Genomic DNA, 18,376 nt, shown 5'->3' with positions numbered 1-18,376 from the left:
GTCGTGGACCTGGATGGGACCGAATCGATTTCGCCACTTCGTGGTTACTCGTCGCATATAGGTTTCGAGATCAGTACGTTCCTCGCAGACACTGTGCGGGAACTCCGCGGATCGGGCACCGGACCCGGCCAGTGGTCCCCTCCGGTGCGAGCGTTCGCCGACCTGCTGAGGCGCGACCCAATCGTACACATGTACACGCAGGCCATGCTCGACGAGGTGCCAGAGCCGAACCGCACGGTCTCCGACATCCCCGAGTTGGTCCGGGCACTAGACCTGCTGTCGACACGCGCTCCGGAATACAATCCGCACCCAGGGCGGTCGAACTTCTTCCCGGCCTCGACGCTGTTCGTGCACATGATGGAGACTCCGGCAGGCCGGGTGCTCTGTCGCAACACTGCGTTCAACGACGGATTGCGGCGAATCCTCGCGAGCTGGTGCGGGTACCTCGACTCCCCGGAATCACGCGGTGTGCTGCATACCGGAGATAACGGGTGGTTGTGCGCATCCTCGTACGAGAAGAACAATCTGCACGAATACATCATTCCCAACCCAGCGGATCCTCACTGGGGCTTCGCGTCGTTCAACGACTTCTTCCACAGGCAGATCCGGACAGACAGGCGCCCTGTCGCCGCCCCGGACGACTCGCGAGTGATCGTGTCCCCCAATGACGGCACGCTTTACAAGGTAGCCCAGGACGTCAGAGGCTTCGATCGATTCTGGATCAAGTCCCAGCCCTACTCGATCTATCACATGCTCAACGGTGACCGTATTTCATGGAAATTCGTAGGAGGGACCGTATTCCAGAGCTTTCTCGACGGCCGGAACTATCATCGCTTCTGGTCACCGACCGCGGGAACCGTGACCAAGATCGAGACCGTGGCTGGGCTGATGTTCAGTAGTGTCGATGCTCTCGGGGGTGACACGACCGCAGGCACATACTCCCAGGCCTACATGTCGTGTGTAAACACCAGAACCATCGTCACCATCAATGCCGAGCATCCTGGCATCGGGACATTCTGCCTGGTCGCTATTGGTATCTCCGAAGTATCGTCCATCTCGATGTCCGTAGAGGTGGGCAGCAGGGTGCGCAAGGGCGCAGAGCTCGGGTATTTCAGCTACGGTGGAAGCAGCGTGTGCCTGGTCTTCCGTCCCCGTGCGATCCGCGAATTCACCATCGACACCGAGCTCACCGGCACCGAGCTCGGTGTGCGGGGGATCGAGTTGCGGGCCGGCCAGGGAATCGCAGTGCACTAGTTGTTCTGGGTCGTGAACTTGGTGACGCGGGGCATCGGGTGAGCTGAAAGGGGCGGTTCTTTCGGCGGCAGGATGTGAAGCGCCAACTCACACATCCGCCACGCGACCGAAAGAACCGCCGTGTCTCACCGTGATGCCCTTTAACTGTCGAGGGCCGTCACCGGCTCGTGGACCGCTGCGGGACGCGCCCGATCGCCCATGTCGCTCCCGAGATGGGTATCTCCTGGCAATGTGCGTCGAAGTGGATCAACAGATTCCGTCAGCACGGCGAGCTCGGACTGCCCGACCGGTCCAGCACCCCCGCATCGGGCATCGTCAGCCACCTCAGTACACGTGGTGGCCCGGATCGAACTGTTGCGCCGGACCAAGGAATGGTCTGCTCGCCGGATCTCGCTCGAATGAGCCAGGCTCGAATGGGCGTCGGCTACGAGGACGGAGTGACGCTGGGTCCATCGGTCATTGCAGCACAACGCGATACCGTCGCCGCAGCAGTGGAGTCTGCGGTCGCAGACGGAGGCCGGGTGCCGCTGGGCGGTGCGGTGCCGGAGGGCGGGTGTTACTTCTACCCGCCAACCGTCATCGACCAGGTCGATCCGTATGCACATGTCACGCGCGAGGAGGTCTTCGGTCCCGTCGCAGTGATTGTCCCCACGGATCTCGCGGAGACCCGCAGCCCCTCGGCGGTGAGGATCTGCACCCGCAATTGTTCTCGCACAAAATGCACGCCGATTTGTGCCACGAGCCGTCTTCGGTAGCTGTGTCGGAGGGCATGGTGGTGTTCACCTTCGTCTCGGATGGTGGATATCGGGTTGTGAGCCAAACCGGCGAGAGCCGCCCGCTACGGGCTGGCGCCGTCTTCGCCCGCCCGGTTGATCAGTGAGGTCTCGGACTGCGGGAGCGGGTGCGAACTCTCACATATGAGAGCACATGCTCCATAACTAAAACAGAGCATGTGCTCGAATTCTTGGGTGAGCCGCGCCGCCATGTGCGCGCTGGGCCGCTGTGCGGCTCGTTGAGCTGGGAAATCCAATATCGACCACACTCCCTGGTAGTTACGGAGCGAATGCTCTGTTATGCTCCGGCCATGCCCCGTCCTCGTGTACACGCTCTGGATCAGCTCATGGATGCCGCAGAACGGTTGGCAGTCGACTCCGGACCCGCTGCGGTCACCGTCCGCGCGCTCTCGGAGGCCGCGTCGGTGTCCAATGGCGCGATCTATCACGCCTTCGGCTCCCGCGCCGGGCTGATGGGACGTGTCTGGCTGCGCGCCGCGCAGCGGTTTCTGACTTTGCAGCGTGAGGCCGCGGATCATGCACTGGCGCACGGGGGTGCCGTCGAGGCGGTCGTCGCGGCCGCCGACGCCCCTGCCGAATTCTTGGTGCAGCAGCCGGTTTCGGGGCGTTTCCTGCTGACCGTGCCCCGCCGGGAACTCCTCGGTTCCAGCGAGATCCCCGACGACATCGCCGAGCAACTACGCCGACTCGATCAGACCCTGACCGAGCTGTTCGTAAATCTGTCGCGCGGCGTGTTCGACCGCGCCGACCGTGAGGCCGTCGCCGTCATCCGTGACTGCGTGGTGGAACTGCCCACCGCGCTGCTGCTGCGCGGCCGCCGGAGCCCCGATACCGCAGTACGCCAACGCCTCGCCGCGGCGGTCCGCGCGGTACTGGCCGTACCCCTGCACCCCACCACAACGAAGTGAAAGGAAACACCATGACCGCGAACCTGCACTACCAGGACAAGATCGCCGTACTGAACCTCGGCGACGACGAAAACCGTTTCTCCCCGGACTGGCTCGACACCGTCAACACCCACCTCGACGCTATCGAGCGCGACGCGCAAGGGCTGGTCACCACCGGCAGCGGCAAGTTCTACTCCAACGGTCTCGACCTGGACTGGCTGATGGCCAACGGCGACCGCGCCGAATGGTACGTCGGCCGCGTCCAGGAACTGTTCGCCCGCATCCTCACCTTCCCGCTGCCCACCATCGCCGCGGTGAACGGCCACGCCTTCGGCGCCGGCGCCATGCTGGCCACCGCCCACGACTACCGCGTCATGCGTGAAGACCGCGGCTACTACTGCTTTCCCGAGGTCGACATCAACATCCCCTTCACTCCAGGCATGGCCGCGCTCATCCAGGCCAAGCTCGGCCCCCAGGCCGCCGTGACAGCGATGACCACCGGTTACCGTTTCAACGGTCCGGACGCCCTGGCTGCCGGGCTCGTCGACGCCACCGCCGCCGATACCGAGGTCCTCACCACCTCCATAACCCGGCTCACCCCCATTCTCGGCAAGGACCCCGCCACCCTCGCCGCCATCAAGACCACCATGTACAGCGCGGTCACCACCGCACTGCGCTGACACCGCTCGAACCGAGGAAGACCGTCGATGACAATCACCACGGACAAGCCGGCCGGCACCAATCTCGCGCTCTGGAACACACTGCAGCGCTTGCCATTCGGCAACTGGTTCTTCACCCAGGCGCTTTGCTTCAAAGCCCCCTATTTCCGCAGCGTGCACCCCCTTCTCCAAGAGCTGCGGCCCGGACTGTGCCGGGTCAGCGCCCCCAACCGGCGCAGCGTCCACAACCACCTCGGCACCTACCACGCCATCGCCTCGTGCAACATGGCCGAGCTCGCCGGCGGCATGATGACCGACGCCACCATCCCCGCCACCCACCGGTGGATCCCGGTCGGCATGACCGTGGAATACAAGTCCAAGGCAACCACCGCAGTGACCGCCGTCGCCTCCCTCGACCCCATTCCCGACTTCGGCGACGAACCCACCGAACTCGTCGTCCCGGTCGATATCCTCGACGCCGACGGCAAAGCCTTCGTCACCGCCCGGATCACCATGCACGTTTCCAAGAAACGCTGACGCCCACACCGGCTCACAAGCCCCTGGCACCACGCTGCGCGAACCAGGTGACCAGAAACGACGCCTCGAGACCGCTTCGGTTGGAGTGCACAATTTCTTGTGCTCCGGTTCAGCGATTGCGAGGCCGAAACGGACTGGCCTACGGTCGCTTTCGCATGTCCACGCGGCCCGGCAGTACCATGGGGATGTCGTTCTTCCAGTCGATCTTTCGCTTGGCCGCGCGTACCACCCGGCTGCCAGTTGCCAGATCGTGCAGGGTCAGGCGTTTTCCCGCGGGATTCGCCGCGAGGAAGAAGCTCACAATGAGCGCGAGGAAGCCGACAACGGCGATCCCATTGAGTATGGCTGATTCCGGATTCGATCCCGACAGGGACATGAATACGAACGGCAGGAAGATGATCAGCATGCGCGAGGCTGCCGGCAGCAATTCCAGCCTTGGCCGAGCCCACTCTCCAGAAGGTACTACCCGAAGTCCGAGAAGCCCTTTGCCGAGAGTCTGTCCGTCGCGTCGGATCAACAGAAAGACCTCCAATCCAACGTAGGCGATGAAGTAGCACAACCACGCCGCTGATCCGTAGACCACCGCTTCATGGGCTTCGGTCGTCAGCAAGGCGACCGGGACCAACAGAATTCCGACGGGTACGGCGACGACGAATGTGAGTAGCAGGCAGAAAGCAAGGTCGAGGAGCCTTGCGGCGAGACGCCGGAAGAACGGAGCGGATTCGTAGGGCATCTGACCTCATCTGTGACTTTTCTTCGATGGCGAGTTGCCCTCGGCGAGAGCGGCTCTGGGTACTGTGTCGCAATCGCCGCGCCCCCGCGCTTCGTTACTCAACTGACAAAGGGAGCGTGAGTTGAAAGGTCGGTCAAGGCAGCCGCGAGTGGCGATCGAATCCAATGCGCTGATCGATCCGGCCATGGACGGCGTGCTGTCCGTCGGCGAGGCGTATAGGGCTGATCCAGCAGGGTCTGTCCGGTGGTGACGCGTTCGGTCGCGAGGCGCGGCGGACACTGCGCAGCCGCTCCGAAACAGCAGTAGCCGTGGATCGCCCGAAACTGGATCGCCGTGGCGGCAGGTCACAAGAGCAACCTGAACGCCGCCACCGAGGCGAGGAGACTTGGGCGGGCCCAGTATCCAATTTCAGAAGTGCTGCGCAGCAGATGAATTCACGTCCGGCGAACGGGCGATAGTGCACTGGAGTCGGTACTCTCGGTCTACAGTGGTCGCTGCGATCTGTGCAATGTCCTGAGTGACAGGTTTTCGGGCGACGCGCCAGTCCGGCGGGTGAGTGTGCGGTCGGACATGGGATCGATATGAGGAGGAATGATGACTGCGGGTGGGTACGGCCAGAATCCGGGGCAGGTGGTCGGTGTCGCTGCGGCCGGGATCGGAGGCCGTGCCGCGGCCAGATTCATCGACTGGATCATTGCCGGCATCATCGGCGGATTACTGTTCTGGGTGCTCGAGCGGGTATCCGACCTGCCGGGATGGGTTTCGATTCTTCCTGGCGCCGGATTCGGGTTCCTGTACTTCGTATTCTTCGAGGTGGTGACCGGGTCGACGCCGGGCAAGAAGGTCCTCGGACTGCATGTCACCGGGGCCGGTGGCGCGGCGAAGCCGAATGTCGTGGAATCGGCGAAACGCAACGCGTACATGCTGTTCAATTTGATTCCGTGGGTCGGCGGTATCTTCTGGTTCTTCGCGGCCATCGCGATCGCTGTCACAGTGACCGCGAGTTCGACGAAGCAAGGCTGGCACGACAACTTCGCGGGTGGCACGCAGGTGGTCAAGCGCTGACGCGAGCGCGCTGGTTGCCTTCCCCCGGACGGTGCGATCACGTCGGCGCCCGGATCGGCCGGATCCGCCGACGACCCGGACATCGGTGCAGCCGTCCCTCCGACACACGCCGCCAGCGCCTCCTCGAACTCAAAGGGACTCAGCGAGTTCTGCCGTAACGCCGCCAGCACCCGCGCGTCATCACGAGCACGTACCCGGCGGCGATGCCATACCGCCAGCGCAGCCGCGCAGCCGCGCAGCCGCGCAGCCGGCGACGGCCGGCGCGCACACCCCCGCAGATGCGAGTGCCACGGCTTGCCGTTCGGCGATGTCCGCGACCTTGGGTGCAGCGACCATCGCGGCGACCGCGGCCATGAACATCAACGCCGCCGCATCCGACCCGCGGCGACCACGTCGTCTTCCCATCCCCGTGCCCCCATCAGCAGCCTGCCCGGCTTTTGCTCGGCCTGGCGGTCGGCCGATCTCGATTGTCACGGCTGCCGCCCGATTTTGCCCACCTCGGAGGCCCCTCTCGGTGATGGCGCCGAGGCAGAACGCGGCGGGAGGTGGATGGTCGGGCTATCCCGCGGGCCGCAGCGCGTGAATCCAACGCCGAACTGTCAACTCCGGCCCAACCGTGACCCATCTCTTCCGGCTCAACGGTGACCCATCCGAGTCCGACGGCGTCCGGCTAATGCGGATTACAGCGCAATTGGGCGGTTGAGTTGCCGCCAACGTGGATCAGTGACCCCGCCACCTTCTTGACTGGCGCCCAAGAAGTCCTTACCGTAGCTGCGACCTGCTTCTTGGATGGCGTCCAAGAAGAGTGGTGGTGAAGCGGGAGGACGCGAGTCATGGAAATGAGTGGGCCGGCCGATCGGCGCGAGGCGGTAGCGGTGCGGCGGCGTGAGGTTTCGTTCGCCTCTGGCCAGGACGAGTGCGCGGCCTGGTTGTACACCGCGCCTGACCTGAACGGTCCGCGCCCGATGGTGATCATGGGACACGGGCTCGGGGCGGTGCGGGAGATGCGCCTGGATGCCTACGCGCAACGGTTCGCCGACGCGGGGTGGTCGGTGCTGGTGTTCGACTACCGTCACCTCGGGGCCAGCGGCGGAGCACCGCGCCAACTCCTCGATATCGGCCGCCAACGCGCCGATTGGCATGCCGCCCTGGCCTTCGTACGCACACTGTCGGAGGTTGATGTCGACCGCATCGCGTTGTGGGGCAGCTCTTTCGGCGGCGGACATGTCCTTCAGGTCGCCTCCGAAGACACCCGCATCGCGGCGGTCGTGGCCCAGTGCCCCTTCACCGATGGACCGGCGTCGTTGCGCTCGCGTATCCGGACCGGCCCGCTGAGCGTGGTAGCGCTGACAGTGGCAGGCATCCTCGACACGGTCGGTTCCTGGTTCGGCGCGAAGCCGCTCCTGTTGCCGATGGCGGGGACGTCCTGGATGCCCGCGTTCGTGGCCTCACCCGACGCCCTCGCCGGTGCTTCCGCACTCCTGCCTGCGGGGACCCGGCTCTCGCGGCGCACCAGCGCGTTGTTGAAACGGCTGCCGTCGGTGCGGGCTCAGGTGTCGAAGAACATCGCGCTGACCGAGATCGACGGTGGGGAAGAACCCGTGACCGGTGTCGGTCGCGACAGCATATGGGGTGTACTGCGCGGCCCGGACGGTGAATTCGATGCCGCCAACGCCCTGGCCGCACGGCTGGTGCTGCACCTCCCGCTCGATCGGCCCGGTCGCGCGCTGGCTCGCTTCAGCACTCCGACGCTGCTGTGTGTCTGCGACAACGACGCGGCCGCGCCCGCGAAGACCACGAAGCGTCGCGCGCAGGGCCTGGCACACGTGCACGTCCAGAACTACCCCTGCGACCACTTCGGCATCTACCTGGGCGAGCACTTCGAACGCGCCGTGCGTGACCAAATCTATTTCCTGGCAACACAATTCGAAAACACTGCACACAACACGCAGTAGGTCGCCCCTGGCTCGTGGGCGTGCGGAGAGCAGGCACTCAGTCGGCGGCTGCGGCGAGACTGCGAGCGCTGTTCAGCAACGTCTCGATCACCGCGCGCCGCTGGGCCTGCTCCGTCGGATGCGTCAGCAAGCCTTCGACAACGAAGACGCCGATCGCGACCAGCGGATCCAGTTCGTCAGCGGGCACGCCGAGCTCGATCAGCTCTGCCCGGAACAATCCTTCGGCCAGCGCGTGGAACTGCTCGTGCCATTCGTGAATGGACGCGGACTCCTTGGCGCGCGTGTGCACCGTGCTCACCAACCGGCCCAGTTGCTCCAATTCCTCGACCAGCCACAACAGCCGATCAGCCAGCCCCGAGCCGAGCATTTCGCTGTAGGAGGCCATCGAGTCGGCCAGGACCGCGTCCAGGACCGCGATCAACACCGCGTCCTTGTCCTGGAAGTACCAGTACAGCGTGTTCGACACGACTCCGGCGTCGCGGGCGATCCGCGACATCGACGCCGCGTCGTATCCCTGCTCGACGAACAACCGCCGAGCAGCCACCACGATCTCCGCGCGCTTCTCTTCCCGATCCTGCGGACGTCTGTTGCGAGGCATCTCCAGTCCTGACCTAGTGCCAGCCCCCGATGCTATCTTGACCAGCCCCCAAGAACGGCCCCGGCAGGCGAACGGTCAAGCAGGCGGTCCGACGAACATCCTCAAATGCCGCATATCGCGCGTTCGGGGTCAGCGAATGGGTTGCGCGGCTGGCCGAGGCTCACTCGGCCGGAAAACTGCGGGCAGAGCTGATTAAGCTGGGCCGGATTCCGCTGCTCGTTATCGATGAGGTGGGGTATATCCCGTTCGAATCCGAGGCCAGATGCCGGGAACGCCGCAGGTCTTTCGCCGCGGCCACGTGATCGGGAGCGCTGAGCGTCTGATGCGCAGCCCAGCAACGGTGGTGGCGCCCGACTTCGGCGCCGCCGCAGGTGATCACGACCTCGCTCAGGTCGGTGCGAACATCGACGTGGCGGCCGATCACCGCCGGATGCACCGAATAGTCGTTGGAGTCCAGGCGCACATAATGATCCCGCGGCCGCCGGGTCGAGGTCCGCCAGCCGACCACCGGATCCACCGGTGGCAGCTCGAGCATCGCCGCTCGGTCCGCGGGCCACCGGTCCACCGGCCGGCACCCCAGGCGACGATGCCGGCGCTGGAGACGGCACTTGCGCTCAGTTCAGTGTGAACGTCGCCGTACCCGAGATCTGCTCCATCTCCCTGTTGTTCGAGTCCAGCGCGACGATTCGAGCCTCCACCCGGCCGACGCCCGGAGCGGTGCCGAAACCGACGATGACGCCGTCCACCGTGTCTTGAACGACACCGTTCACGACGCGGTGCTGCTGCCCGTCCGCGTACCCGGTATCGAGGTTCTTGAAGCGCACAGCGACCTTCCAGTCCGAGCAGTTTTCCCCGGTCTGGGTGACGTTCACCCGCACGCCGAATGTGCCGGCCTTCTCCTGTCGCACGGTGACCGCGTCGATGATCGCCGAGCAGCTGGTCGGAACCAGGCGCGTCAGCGTCGGCGAGAACGGAAAGCCCGGGTCATGCGGTACCGCGGGAGATGGCGCGGCGAACCCGACCATCCCGGCGGCGGTCAACGCTGCGGTGACACCTGCGCGAGCCAAAAACCGTTGCGGCGGTTTGCGATTGAGAGACATGTCCGGTTTGTCGGATCACCGGCAGCCGGTGTTACAACAGTCGTCGCGTTAGTAGAGTCACTGTAACGTCTGGCATGGATACTGGTCGGGATCGCTTCGCCCATCGCGGGTACCAGGAATGCTGGCACTCATTCGAAAGTGTTGTCGTCGCAGGCGCTCACGCGCCGCGTGCACCGAATGCCGGTGCGTCCCATCCTGTCGCGGAAGGGCGGCGTCACCTCATAGCGTCGCCGCGCGACCAGGAATGTTGGTTCGCCGGACGATGGTGATTGCCACCGACCTGATCGAAAACGGACTGGTGCTCGCACCACGTCGCAGGCGGCTAGAAGCACTCTGGTCCCTCATACTGTCCCGGCACCCGGTTACCAGCAGCAACCTTTACCCGGCCCGATCCGACCGTGGCCGGACCCACCCCCACGCCGCACGGCGCGGAAGCGCTCACCGGCCGGGCACCATGCGGAAGCAGTTCGTTCGATTGATGTCGGGCAATCCGGCCCCAGTCGGATCGGTGTGTCAGCGAGGTCGGATCCTTGCGGTCAGAGCCCGCTGCTGCCGAGGGACAGTACGCTGCTTCCGGCGCTGAGCAGCAGCGACAGAATCGACAAGAAATTCACTTCAGACCCTCTTTCTCCTGGTCACCGCCAGGGCTCTCATAGGCTGGCCCGGGAAGGTTTCGAGCGCTTCGGCGCCTCGTTTGCGGACCGCTGGCTGCAGCGTAAACACTCACCGCGGCCCGCCAGCGGGTTGCACTGCCCACCTCTGGCAACAACCGACACCGAGCAAGCTCCATGGCGTGTCCTGCCGCGCGATCGGTGAACCAGACCAGCTGCCGCAACATCAAGCAAGACCCGGCCGGGTGGGCGATCCTCGGCAACGCGCCGTCGCGCCTCGGCGGCCTGGGAGAAGCGGATATGTCCGGCCGACAGCAGGAACGAGAGCGCACCGGTAACGAGGTGGTCGAGCAGGGTGCGGTAGGTGTGCGTTGAAACAAACTCGGCACCCAAGGACGCTGCCCGGGGCATGATCCGGGTGAGAACGACCTGTGACGCACCCGCAGAGGTCGCTACCCGGTCGAGCCGAACTCGGCGTCGCTGCCGTCCTCGATCGCGCCGTCGACGAACAGTGCAGATCGAATACATGCACTCCACCGGTGCAGGCAGGTTTGACTGAGGTGTCCGGCAGTGGTGCCCTGGGATGCCGTCAAGCCAGACTGAACCACCGATCCGTTCTCTTGGCATTGGGCCGCCTCCGGGCATTCTGCTGCCGATCGCGTGCGGCCGCATGAACTGGGTATCACACTCGAACACCGAAAACGGCGAACAGCGGACGGATGAGAGTCACCTGAAGGGACAACCGGACGCTGCATGTCGATTGTTGTCGGACGATCGGAGGAGAGCGTCATGGCGGTGCGCGACCGGACCTACCTCGTTCGCCTCGACCCATACCTGCGCGACGAGAGTGCGCCACACGGCGGCGTTCGAGGGGTGTTCTTCGACTGGCTGCAGACCGTCGATGCCGAGCCCGTCGAGCTCTGCGGCGCCGATCGCGTCGTCATCTGCTGTTCGCCGGAAGCCGCCGACCGCATCCGCGACCTCGAGTACGTCCTGGACGTCGAACAGCGCGCCTAGATATCCGCGCCCGATAGCGTCGCCCGAGCAGACGTTCACCCCGGCCGGGTGCTGGAGACGGATGATCAGCTGGGAGCGTGTACAGGCGGTCAGGTCGGGTATCAGCCACGTGAGGTGGTCCAGACTGCTGCTGGGGCAGCTGACCACGCTCAGCCCGACCCGACCACCCCGCACACCCTGTCGCTCGGGCTAGCGCGTGGGCCCGCTGCCCGGTGGGGTGATCGATTCTTGGTGGGCGTATTTGAGGCAAACGCCTCATGCGACCATGGAGGCGGCGGACCGATGATCAGGGCATGACAAAGCAAGTTCAGGAATCACGGAGATCACCGGTCACGACCGAATCGACATTCGAACCACCGACCGTCGAGCGAGGCGGTAAGCGTACTTCAGATCACGCACTCGGCGTGCCGGGCGGCGGGCGGGTCGATGCGGTCAACGTAAGCAGGAAGGTCGGGACGCGGCAAATTCTCCAGGAGCTGTCGTTGTCGATCGAACCAGGCGAATTGGTCGCCATTGCCGGCGGCAGTGGCGCAGGAAAGAGCACATTGCTGGAGATCCTCGCGGGACTTCGACCACCATCTGCCGGGGAGGTTCGGCATGACGGCGTCGTGCGCGGGGCCCGAGTCAGCGCCGATTCCCGTATCGGCTACGTGCCCCAAGAGGACATCATCCACCTCGAGATGCCCCTGCGCCGCACGCTGCGCTACGCAGCGCGGCTGCGGCTGCCCGCAGGCACATCGGCGGCCGAGGCGGACCAGGTGGTCGAAGAGACTATGCATGATCTCGACCTGGCTGATCGGGCCGAGGTGCCGGTCCGTGCGCTCTCCGGCGGCCAGCGCAAGCGGGCCAGTATCGCCGTGGAGCTACTGACCCGGCCGCACCTTTTCTTCCTCGACGAACCCACCTCCGGACTCGATCCATCGACCGCCGCCGACGTGATGCGCCTGCTGCGCCGACTCAGCCAGCGCGGAGTCACAGTCGTCCTCACGACGCATGAGCCGGCCGGCATCGACCGGTGTGACCGGGTGGTATTTCTGGCGCGCGACGGCCACCTGGCTTTCACCGGCAGCCCGGCCGAGGCTCGGCGCTACTTCGGCGTGGAGGATCTCGCCGAGGTGTACGACCGGCTGGCTCGTGAGCACACCCCCAAGATCTGGGCGAAGCGATTCGCGGACAGCGGTGGGCAGTCGAAAGCCCCGCTCGGCTCGGCTCTAATGCCCGCACCTGCCACCAATTCAGACGTGAAGCGCACGGGCCCGGTCCGGCAATGGTGGCTACTTACCCAACGCAATGTCGATGTTCTCGTTCGCAACCGGCTGACCCTGGCGGTCCTGCTCGGGTCACCGGTGCTGGTCACCGCGATGATGGCGACGCTGTTCAAGCGCGGCGCGTTCGATCCGCATAGCGAAGCCGACCTCGGCCCGGCCCAGATCGTGTTCTGGATCGCATTTGCAGGCTTCTTCTTCGGCCTTACGTACGGCCTGCTCCAGATCGTCGGGGAAATGGCCGTCTTCCGGCGGGAGCGCCTGGCCGGACTCAACGTCGGCGCCTACGTGACATCCAAGGTGACATCGCTGCTTCCGGTGCTGGCAGGAGTGAGCGCGGTGCTCCTCGGTGTGCTGCGGGCGCTCGGTCGGCTCCCCGCAGTTGGGTGGGACGTGTCCGCCTTCCTGTTTCTGACGATTGTGATCGAGGCGGCCTCGGCATTGGCCCTCGGATTGCTCGCCTCGGCCGCGGTCTCCAACGCCGCGCAGGCCGCCCTCGCCCTGCCGATGCTCTGCTTCCCTCAGGTTCTGTTCGGTGGCGCCATAGTCCCCGTTGACGAGATGGCCTTCCCGGGACGCCTGATGAGTCTCGGCCTATCCAACCGCCACGCATTCGAAGCGCTGGGTCGCGACCTGGATCTCGACCGGTACACCGCCACGCTGCCGGCCATGTCCGCCTACGGTGACACCTTCCACGGAGGCACCGGCGCCAGTCTCATCGCGCTCGCCTCGTTTGCCGGTGGCCTCATGCTGGCCACGGTATGGGTCTTGGATCGTCGATCCCGGCCCGGCGCGTCCCGGCGATGAAGGCCCAGCGCAGTCGGTCCCGCCATATGTCTGAACAGATGTCGGCGGGACCCGGGCGTGCGGCAGTTCCGCACTTCCGCGTGCACAGTCTGACGTCCAGACCGGCCCGTCGGTACGAGTGCAGGGCCGAAACGGCACCGAGTCGCTGCCTGGGCCACGAACCGGACGCGCGCTGTCAGCTCGGCCAACCGGTGATCGGTCCGACTGCTTCAATCTTCCACGGCCGCGTTGACCGGGAAGCCAGCCAGACCCCGATCGATCGCGGCGAGACTGGCCTGCGTGCGGTTGTTGACACCGAGCTTGGTGTAGACGCGTTCGACGTGGTTCCGTGCCGTTTTCTCGGCGATGAACAGTTCGGCGGCGATTTCTCGGTTCGAGCGGCCCTGCGCGACGAGTCGCAGAATCTGCACCTCGCGGTCGGTCAGCCCGGCCGGCCAGGGCGTCCGCCGCGATATCCGCGGACCGGCCACCGCAAGCACGGCCGCAGCCGATTCGGCGTCGAAGCGTCCGGCACGTGCCTCCTTGTGTAACTGATCGGCAGCGTCGCGAGGATCGAGCGGCGGCCGGTCGGGCCGCGGCTCTAGCAGTCCCTGATAAGCCTCCGCCGTGGCAAGCAGCCGGTCCTGGGCGGTCAACTCCGCGCCGGCGATCCCCCGGGGGAAGCCGGACCCGTCGATCCGTTCCCGGTGCTTCATCGCGACGGGCACCACCGACTCCAAGCCGTTAACTCGGCTCAGTATCCGGCCGGTCAGATCTGGATACATCCGTACCCGCTCCCATTCAGCCGTAGTGAGCGGCCCTTTCTTCTCCCAGATCTGATTGGACACTCCCATTTTGCCGAGGCCGTGCACTAGGCCGGCACGGTAGAGAAGCGTGATGTCCGACGGCGACATGCCCAGGTGTCGGGCTGACGCGGCCACCAGATTCGCGACGCCACGCGAATGCCCCAGTGTGAAAGGAGATTTGAGATCGACGAAATCAGCCATAGCCTCGAGTAACTCGTCGCTCTCCTCGGCGGTCAAGGTTCGGTCACGATCCGGTGCTCGGGCCAACGCGTGGGTCCATACGTCGATTTCGAGTAACCCGTCCACGATGGCCGCCGCGTCACGATCGAACACCGCCGCCACGGCTGGACTGAACTGACTGCCGCGCCGAGAACGGAGCACATCCTTCGCGTGCTCGAGCCCACCCGTCCGCAGGTGTACCTCGATCACGTCTGCGACGTGAGCGATGTGGATCTCGACCGGGATATCCTCGCCGCGAGAACCGTTGGGCAACCCCCGGCCGTCCCAGCGTTCGAAGACATAGGCCAGCGCCTTTCCGACCTGCCCGTCCAAGCCCATCCGATCGGAGAGAACCCGGGCGGAACTGCAATGCGACTGGATCAGTGTGGCGACCTGGCCGCGAGCCGCGACCAGAAAGGTGGTGGCACGGAGGCCGCGCTCCCAGCCCGGCAATCCGCGTCCAACATGACTCATCATCAGCCGCAGAAACGGCAGGCCGGTCATGTCCACCGTGTAGGTGTCGGCCCGGAAGGCGATGTCGTCGCCGAAGAGCGCGGAGAGTTCGTGGGAATCGGCGTGACAACCGATCCACCCGACCAGATTGGCGTAGTACACGGTCGCTCGCTGTTGGAGGTCGAGCCCCATCCGCTCGGCGATCCGTGTCGCGATCAAGGACGACCGAAGCATGTGTTCCATCGGCTGACCCAGACCGAGGTCGATCGCAAGCGATATCGCGGCCAGCAGTTCAGCTCTACTCAGACCCTTCCGCGAGCCGGGCAGCGTCCCGTGCGGGTGCATCTTCCCATTGTCCACCCGAACAACGGTCATCTCGGCGGAAGACGAGACACCGGCCTGATCAGCCCGCGGGCCCCACGGCAAGATCAAGCCATCCGATGCCGATTCAGGGACGTGCCTTACACACGCCGACGTCGTGAATCAGCTGCCCGATCCGACAAAGCAGACCTCTACCAGGCCCTCTACGGCTGCCCGTCCACGATCTGGGAGTGGGCGCCCCACTGGCGCAGCGTTTCGACGATTTCGGCCGCCGCCACTTTTGGGAGCCGGATGGCGGGTGTGGGCGGTGGGGAGCAGGTGACCCTCAGGCTCGGCCAGTCAGACCGAGATCAGATCGACCGGAGATCAGACACTCCCAGGGAAACCGCCGGAACACTTTTAGCGAGAAAGTCCCGTATCCCGCCCTGGGATAGTCCGCGTCCGCGCACGTCTCGGCGTCGCCCCTCATCTGTCGGGTCGCCGGAGTTCCACGGGGGCGAAAACGGCGGCGTTGCGTCGAGGCAATGCGCGGACGTGGAAGGCGCTCCGGGCGCCGTGTCGTCAGCTGGGTGAGTCGACGGATCGGGTGAGTGCGAGGTAGAGCCAGTGGTGCGCGGCGCCGACGGTGGGGGTGTTGGTGATCCGGTCGGTGAGGCGCCAGTAGCGGAGGACGCGGTGATCGGCGTCGGTTGCGCCGCTGAGTAGTTCCTGGCGGAACTGTGGCGTGTCGCGGGTGCCGCGGGCGGCGGCGTGGGCGTCGACGAACTGGTCGAGCTCGGGGCCGGGCCGAGGCGGCTGACCGGTGAGCAGCCGGTGGCCTGCGGCCTGGCATGCCTGAGCGACGCCGGCGAGGAGCTCGCGCTGGTGGCGGATGGCAGTCCGGTCCGATCGCCAGAACTGGCGTGACATCCCGGTGTGGAGCGCGGGAACGGTGAGGAGAGATGCCAGTTCGGCGTAGGCGGCGATGTGGAGGACAGGTGGGTCGTGCGGTAGGTCGGGCACGTTCATCGCGATGAACTCGTCGAACAGCCCCGGTGGGATGGGTGCGAGTACGCGTCGCCAGAACGCCACGATCGCGTCGTGTGTGCGGTGGCGGTCCTGGACTGCGGCCAGCACTTCCAAGCGAGCGGCCCGTTGGGCCGACGTGGCGTCTTCGACAGCCCGCAACGACGCACGCCGCCATGCCAACGCGGCCAGTTCGGTGTCCAGCGCGCGACGTTCGGCGGCGACCGCGTCGGCAAGGGGGACGGTGCCGGCGAGAACGTCCGCTATCGCGGGCAAGGACACCCCGAGCGCACGGAGCCGGCGCACCAGCAGCAGCCGATCGACTGCGGTGCCGGAATCGAAGATCCGGTGTCCGCCGGATGTGCGGTGCGAATCCAAGATCCCGTGATCGCAATAGAAGCGGATGGTGCGGACCGGCACACCGGTCAGCCGCGACAACTCCCCGATGCTCACCGAGCCGGTATGTCGTGTGTCGTCGGTCACGATTGCTGGAACCTCCACCCGGGTGGAGTTCCTACCGTACTGGCACACCCCCGCTGAGAAGGAGCAAGCCGATGACCGGTAGCACAACGATGACGAACGACCGGATGTGGCGAGCGGTCGCCGCCGAGCGGGCGAGCCTCGTCGAGCTTCTGGAAACTCTGTCGGAGTCCGACTGGAACCACAGTTCCCTGTGCGAGGGCTGGCGGGTCCGTGATGTCGTCGCCCACATCGTGCTCTCCGCGAACCCTGGCCTCGCCTGGATTCTGGTCAACGTGCTCCGTGCCCGCGGAAACTTCGACCGCGCCATCCGGGAGACCGCGATCCGTCTCGCCGACCGCGCCACGTCCACCCAGTTGCTCGCCGTGCTGCGCGAGGGGATGATGCTGCGTGCGACGCCGATCGGCACCACCGCCGCCGACCGACTGATGGACCTGCTGGTTCACGGCCAGGACATCGCGGTGCCCCTCGGCCTCAATCGGCCGATGCCCGTCGATGCCGCGCGATCGGCTCTCGAAAGAATCTGGGAAACGAATGGGTTCCGAGCCCGTGAGCTGTCCCGGTATCGCCTCATCGACACCGACACCGGCTGGACCGTCGGCACCGGACCCCTCGTCGAAGGCCCGGCCGCCTCCCTGCTCCTACTGATCACCGGTCGCCGCGCCGGTCGGGAGCACCTCACGGGCGAGGGCGTCCCGCGACTGAACCTTCGGTAGCCGGCGACAATTCGGAGCTCGTGTCTTCCGCGCCCGTCGCAGGGGCAGAGTATCGGAATATACGAACGCGTCTGCATGGCACTTACGCTGTGCACCATGACATCGGGGAGGGCACCGCAGCCAGTGAATGGCTGGCGCGTGCCCTCGCCGAGTGGTGGGAACCAGTCCAGAAGGACGCGAGCACCGGCTGGTGATCAGGGGCCGGGAGTACAGGATCTTTGGTCCGTTCCTCTTCGGCGCCCTGCCGTCGTGCAGCCGTCCGAACAATTGGCCGAAGGTGTCGAATACCGCTGGCGGGTAGAGCAGTTCGCGGTCGAAGGCCTCGCCGCTCGGTGGTATCGGCGGTGGGTGTGTGGAGTCCGTTGTGGGTCGACAGCGCGGGCAGCAACTGGGCTGGCTTGGAATTCGGCGATCAGTCATACCAGGTGTTGAATGGCGAGCAAGACCTCGATACTCTGGGCCGATGCTGGCCGAGTTCTTCGAAGGCATGGCGCCAGAAAGCAGGGGCCATGGTCACGTCGGGTGATTTGCCGGGACTGGATCTACCGCATATCGACGCGCACTCCGAATTAGGCGGCCTCGGCGCCGTCGAGCTGCACCATCCCACCCAGGACATCGACCAAGACGGTCTGCTCGACAGCGTGACCATCACCGGCGACGATGCCATGCAGGTGTGGACCGACGTCGATCACGACGGCTTCGCCGATCACGTCAAGGTGGTGGAGAAGGACGGCGACTATACCGCCTGGGAGTTCCATCGACACCCGGACGGAACCTCGGAGTGGATTAGGACGGATCAGGGGCGGCTGGGCATGTGAGCGGTGCCGCCTTCGGACAGTTGACGTTCGAGATCGCCATCGCGGAACCAACCTCATGAGTCAGCACAGCTGCAGTGGTTGGATGCGAAAGCTGTGACTGAAAGAACGACGATGGCTTGACCACGAAGACATCTTGCAGCGGCTCGGGCTGCGGATGGGCTTGGTCGGCGCTCGGCGGGTCTGCCGATGAGATCGGTCGGTGTGCTGGAGTTCGGGTTTCGTGGCGACGCGGGGGTTCGCGGACGAGGAGTTTTTGAGATCGGTTGGCAAGCCATCCCGTTGAGGGAGGGTGCGGCA

The 18,376-nt window shown here is 65.4% G+C and carries 16 protein-coding genes and 4 pseudogenes; 14 read left to right on the top strand and 6 right to left on the bottom strand.

All coding sequences use genetic code 11. From position 1 onward, the window contains the following. The first annotated feature begins 3 nt into the window (after window positions 1-3). The 6 genes and pseudogenes from ACIHAX_RS16510 (at window position 4) to ACIHAX_RS16485 (ending at window position 4,131) form a co-directional block, all read left to right on the top strand. A complete protein-coding gene (locus ACIHAX_RS16510; RefSeq protein ID WP_355078106.1) occupies window positions 4-1,254 on the top strand; it encodes a phophatidylserine decarboxylase associated domain-containing protein in 1,251 nt (416 codons plus the stop codon). A gap of 167 nt (window positions 1,255-1,421) precedes the next feature. After that, a pseudogene (locus ACIHAX_RS16505) lies at window positions 1,422-1,653 on the top strand (helix-turn-helix domain-containing protein); the annotation flags it as partial. Further along, window positions 1,650-1,910: pseudogene (locus ACIHAX_RS16500) on the top strand (aldehyde dehydrogenase family protein); the annotation flags it as partial. The pseudogenes ACIHAX_RS16505 and ACIHAX_RS16500, both read left to right, overlap by 4 nt. Window positions 1,911-2,338: 428 nt before the next feature. Next, the gene (locus tag ACIHAX_RS16495; protein ID WP_364425431.1) at window positions 2,339-2,956 is read left to right on the top strand and encodes a helix-turn-helix domain-containing protein; all 618 of its coding nucleotides are present in this window, start codon (window positions 2,339-2,341) and stop codon (window positions 2,954-2,956) included. A gap of 11 nt (window positions 2,957-2,967) precedes the next feature. Further along, window positions 2,968-3,615, top strand: coding sequence for an enoyl-CoA hydratase/isomerase family protein (locus ACIHAX_RS16490; RefSeq protein WP_397278286.1), 648 nt, complete (start codon window positions 2,968-2,970; stop codon window positions 3,613-3,615). A gap of 27 nt (window positions 3,616-3,642) precedes the next feature. Continuing rightward, on the top strand, window positions 3,643-4,131 hold the full coding sequence (locus ACIHAX_RS16485) for a hotdog fold domain-containing protein (protein WP_364425435.1): 489 nt from the start codon (window positions 3,643-3,645) through the stop codon (window positions 4,129-4,131). Between the two features lie 139 nt (window positions 4,132-4,270). On the opposite strand, the gene ACIHAX_RS16480 is transcribed toward ACIHAX_RS16485, so the two are convergent. After that, the gene (locus tag ACIHAX_RS16480; RefSeq protein WP_397278284.1) at window positions 4,271-4,864 is read right to left on the bottom strand and encodes an RDD family protein; all 594 of its coding nucleotides are present in this window, start codon (window positions 4,862-4,864) and stop codon (window positions 4,271-4,273) included. A gap of 594 nt (window positions 4,865-5,458) precedes the next feature. Between ACIHAX_RS16480 and ACIHAX_RS16475 the strand changes: the two genes are divergently transcribed. Together ACIHAX_RS16475 and ACIHAX_RS16470 are read left to right on the top strand one after the other, a co-directional pair. Then, window positions 5,459-5,929: an RDD family protein gene (locus tag ACIHAX_RS16475; RefSeq protein WP_356964096.1), complete on the top strand. Its 471-nt coding sequence runs from the start codon at window positions 5,459-5,461 to the stop codon at window positions 5,927-5,929. A gap of 833 nt (window positions 5,930-6,762) precedes the next feature. Next, window positions 6,763-7,884, top strand: a complete 1,122-nt coding sequence (locus tag ACIHAX_RS16470; protein WP_397278281.1) for an alpha/beta hydrolase — start codon at window positions 6,763-6,765, stop codon at window positions 7,882-7,884. 37 nt (window positions 7,885-7,921) lie between these two features. Here the strand turns inward: ACIHAX_RS16470 and ACIHAX_RS16465 are convergent, their stop codons facing one another. Beyond that, window positions 7,922-8,482, bottom strand: coding sequence for a helix-turn-helix domain-containing protein (locus ACIHAX_RS16465; RefSeq protein ID WP_355078098.1), 561 nt, complete (start codon window positions 8,480-8,482; stop codon window positions 7,922-7,924). 131 nt (window positions 8,483-8,613) lie between these two features. Between ACIHAX_RS16465 and ACIHAX_RS16460 the strand changes: the two are divergent. Next, a pseudogene (locus tag ACIHAX_RS16460) lies at window positions 8,614-8,742 on the top strand (ATP-binding protein); the annotation flags it as partial. A 5-nt stretch (window positions 8,743-8,747) separates the two neighbouring features. Here ACIHAX_RS16460 and ACIHAX_RS16455 read toward each other — a convergent pair. Both ACIHAX_RS16455 and ACIHAX_RS16450 read right to left on the bottom strand, forming a co-directional pair. Beyond that, window positions 8,748-9,077, bottom strand: a pseudogene (locus ACIHAX_RS16455) (Mu transposase domain-containing protein); the annotation flags it as partial. Window positions 9,078-9,096: 19 nt separating this feature from the next. Next, window positions 9,097-9,582: a hypothetical protein gene (locus ACIHAX_RS16450; RefSeq protein ID WP_397278279.1), complete on the bottom strand. Its 486-nt coding sequence runs from the start codon at window positions 9,580-9,582 to the stop codon at window positions 9,097-9,099. Window positions 9,583-10,370: 788 nt separating this feature from the next. Between ACIHAX_RS16450 and ACIHAX_RS16445 the strand changes: the two genes are divergently transcribed. The 3 genes from ACIHAX_RS16445 to ACIHAX_RS16435 all read left to right on the top strand — a co-directional run bounded on the left by ACIHAX_RS16445 (window position 10,371) and on the right by ACIHAX_RS16435 (window position 13,282). After that, entirely contained in the window at window positions 10,371-10,568 is a 198-nt protein-coding gene (locus tag ACIHAX_RS16445; RefSeq protein ID WP_397278277.1) for a hypothetical protein, read from the top strand. Window positions 10,569-10,946: 378 nt separating this feature from the next. Beyond that, complete coding sequence (locus tag ACIHAX_RS16440; RefSeq protein ID WP_397278275.1) at window positions 10,947-11,210, top strand: hypothetical protein; 264 nt, start codon at window positions 10,947-10,949, stop codon at window positions 11,208-11,210. A gap of 293 nt (window positions 11,211-11,503) precedes the next feature. Beyond that, on the top strand, window positions 11,504-13,282 hold the full coding sequence (locus tag ACIHAX_RS16435) for an ATP-binding cassette domain-containing protein (RefSeq protein WP_397278411.1): 1,779 nt from the start codon (window positions 11,504-11,506) through the stop codon (window positions 13,280-13,282). Window positions 13,283-13,491: 209 nt separating this feature from the next. On the opposite strand, the gene ACIHAX_RS16430 is transcribed toward ACIHAX_RS16435, so the two are convergent. Together ACIHAX_RS16430 and ACIHAX_RS16425 are read right to left on the bottom strand one after the other, a co-directional pair. Beyond that, complete coding sequence (locus tag ACIHAX_RS16430) at window positions 13,492-15,084, bottom strand: HD domain-containing phosphohydrolase (RefSeq protein WP_364425444.1); 1,593 nt, start codon at window positions 15,082-15,084, stop codon at window positions 13,492-13,494. 537 nt (window positions 15,085-15,621) lie between these two features. Then, window positions 15,622-16,548: a MerR family transcriptional regulator gene (locus ACIHAX_RS16425; protein WP_397278272.1), complete on the bottom strand. Its 927-nt coding sequence runs from the start codon at window positions 16,546-16,548 to the stop codon at window positions 15,622-15,624. A gap of 71 nt (window positions 16,549-16,619) precedes the next feature. Here ACIHAX_RS16425 and ACIHAX_RS16420 point away from each other — a divergent pair, with 71 nt between their 5' ends. Next, window positions 16,620-17,261 (top strand): maleylpyruvate isomerase family mycothiol-dependent enzyme, encoded by a 642-nt coding sequence (locus tag ACIHAX_RS16420; RefSeq protein ID WP_364425448.1) that lies wholly within the window; start codon window positions 16,620-16,622, stop codon window positions 17,259-17,261. A gap of 362 nt (window positions 17,262-17,623) precedes the next feature. Further along, a complete protein-coding gene (locus ACIHAX_RS16415; RefSeq protein WP_397278270.1) occupies window positions 17,624-18,079 on the top strand; it encodes a DUF6802 family protein in 456 nt (151 codons plus the stop codon). The last annotated feature ends 297 nt before the right edge of the window (window positions 18,080-18,376 follow it).

It is taken from the genome of Nocardia sp. NPDC051929 (assembly GCF_044548645.1).
In the GTDB taxonomy this organism is placed as follows: domain Bacteria; phylum Actinomycetota; class Actinomycetes; order Mycobacteriales; family Mycobacteriaceae; genus Nocardia; species Nocardia sichangensis.
Note: the sequence above shows the minus strand (reverse complement) of the source record. Positions and strands in the feature narration are given on the sequence as shown.

Bases quoted from the DNA above. Each gene is read 5' to 3' on its own strand.
- ACIHAX_RS16495 (WP_364425431.1), top strand. From the start codon at position 2,339: ATGCCCCGTCCTCGTGTACACGCTCTGGATCAGCTCATGGATGCCGCA.
- ACIHAX_RS16490 (WP_397278286.1), top strand. From the start codon at position 2,968: ATGACCGCGAACCTGCACTACCAGGACAAGATCGCCGTACTGAACCTC.
- ACIHAX_RS16485 (WP_364425435.1), top strand. From the start codon at position 3,643: ATGACAATCACCACGGACAAGCCGGCCGGCACCAATCTCGCGCTCTGG.
- ACIHAX_RS16480 (WP_397278284.1), bottom strand. From the start codon at position 4,864: ATGCCCTACGAATCCGCTCCGTTCTTCCGGCGTCTCGCCGCAAGGCTC.
- ACIHAX_RS16475 (WP_356964096.1), top strand. From the start codon at position 5,459: ATGACTGCGGGTGGGTACGGCCAGAATCCGGGGCAGGTGGTCGGTGTC.
- ACIHAX_RS16470 (WP_397278281.1), top strand. From the start codon at position 6,763: ATGGAAATGAGTGGGCCGGCCGATCGGCGCGAGGCGGTAGCGGTGCGG.
- ACIHAX_RS16465 (WP_355078098.1), bottom strand. From the start codon at position 8,482: ATGCCTCGCAACAGACGTCCGCAGGATCGGGAAGAGAAGCGCGCGGAG.
- ACIHAX_RS16450 (WP_397278279.1), bottom strand. From the start codon at position 9,582: ATGTCTCTCAATCGCAAACCGCCGCAACGGTTTTTGGCTCGCGCAGGT.
- ACIHAX_RS16445 (WP_397278277.1), top strand. From the start codon at position 10,371: ATGGCGTGTCCTGCCGCGCGATCGGTGAACCAGACCAGCTGCCGCAAC.
- ACIHAX_RS16440 (WP_397278275.1), top strand. From the start codon at position 10,947: ATGTCGATTGTTGTCGGACGATCGGAGGAGAGCGTCATGGCGGTGCGC.
- ACIHAX_RS16435 (WP_397278411.1), top strand. From the start codon at position 11,504: ATGACAAAGCAAGTTCAGGAATCACGGAGATCACCGGTCACGACCGAA.
- ACIHAX_RS16430 (WP_364425444.1), bottom strand. From the start codon at position 15,084: ATGCACCCGCACGGGACGCTGCCCGGCTCGCGGAAGGGTCTGAGTAGA.
- ACIHAX_RS16420 (WP_364425448.1), top strand. From the start codon at position 16,620: ATGACCGGTAGCACAACGATGACGAACGACCGGATGTGGCGAGCGGTC.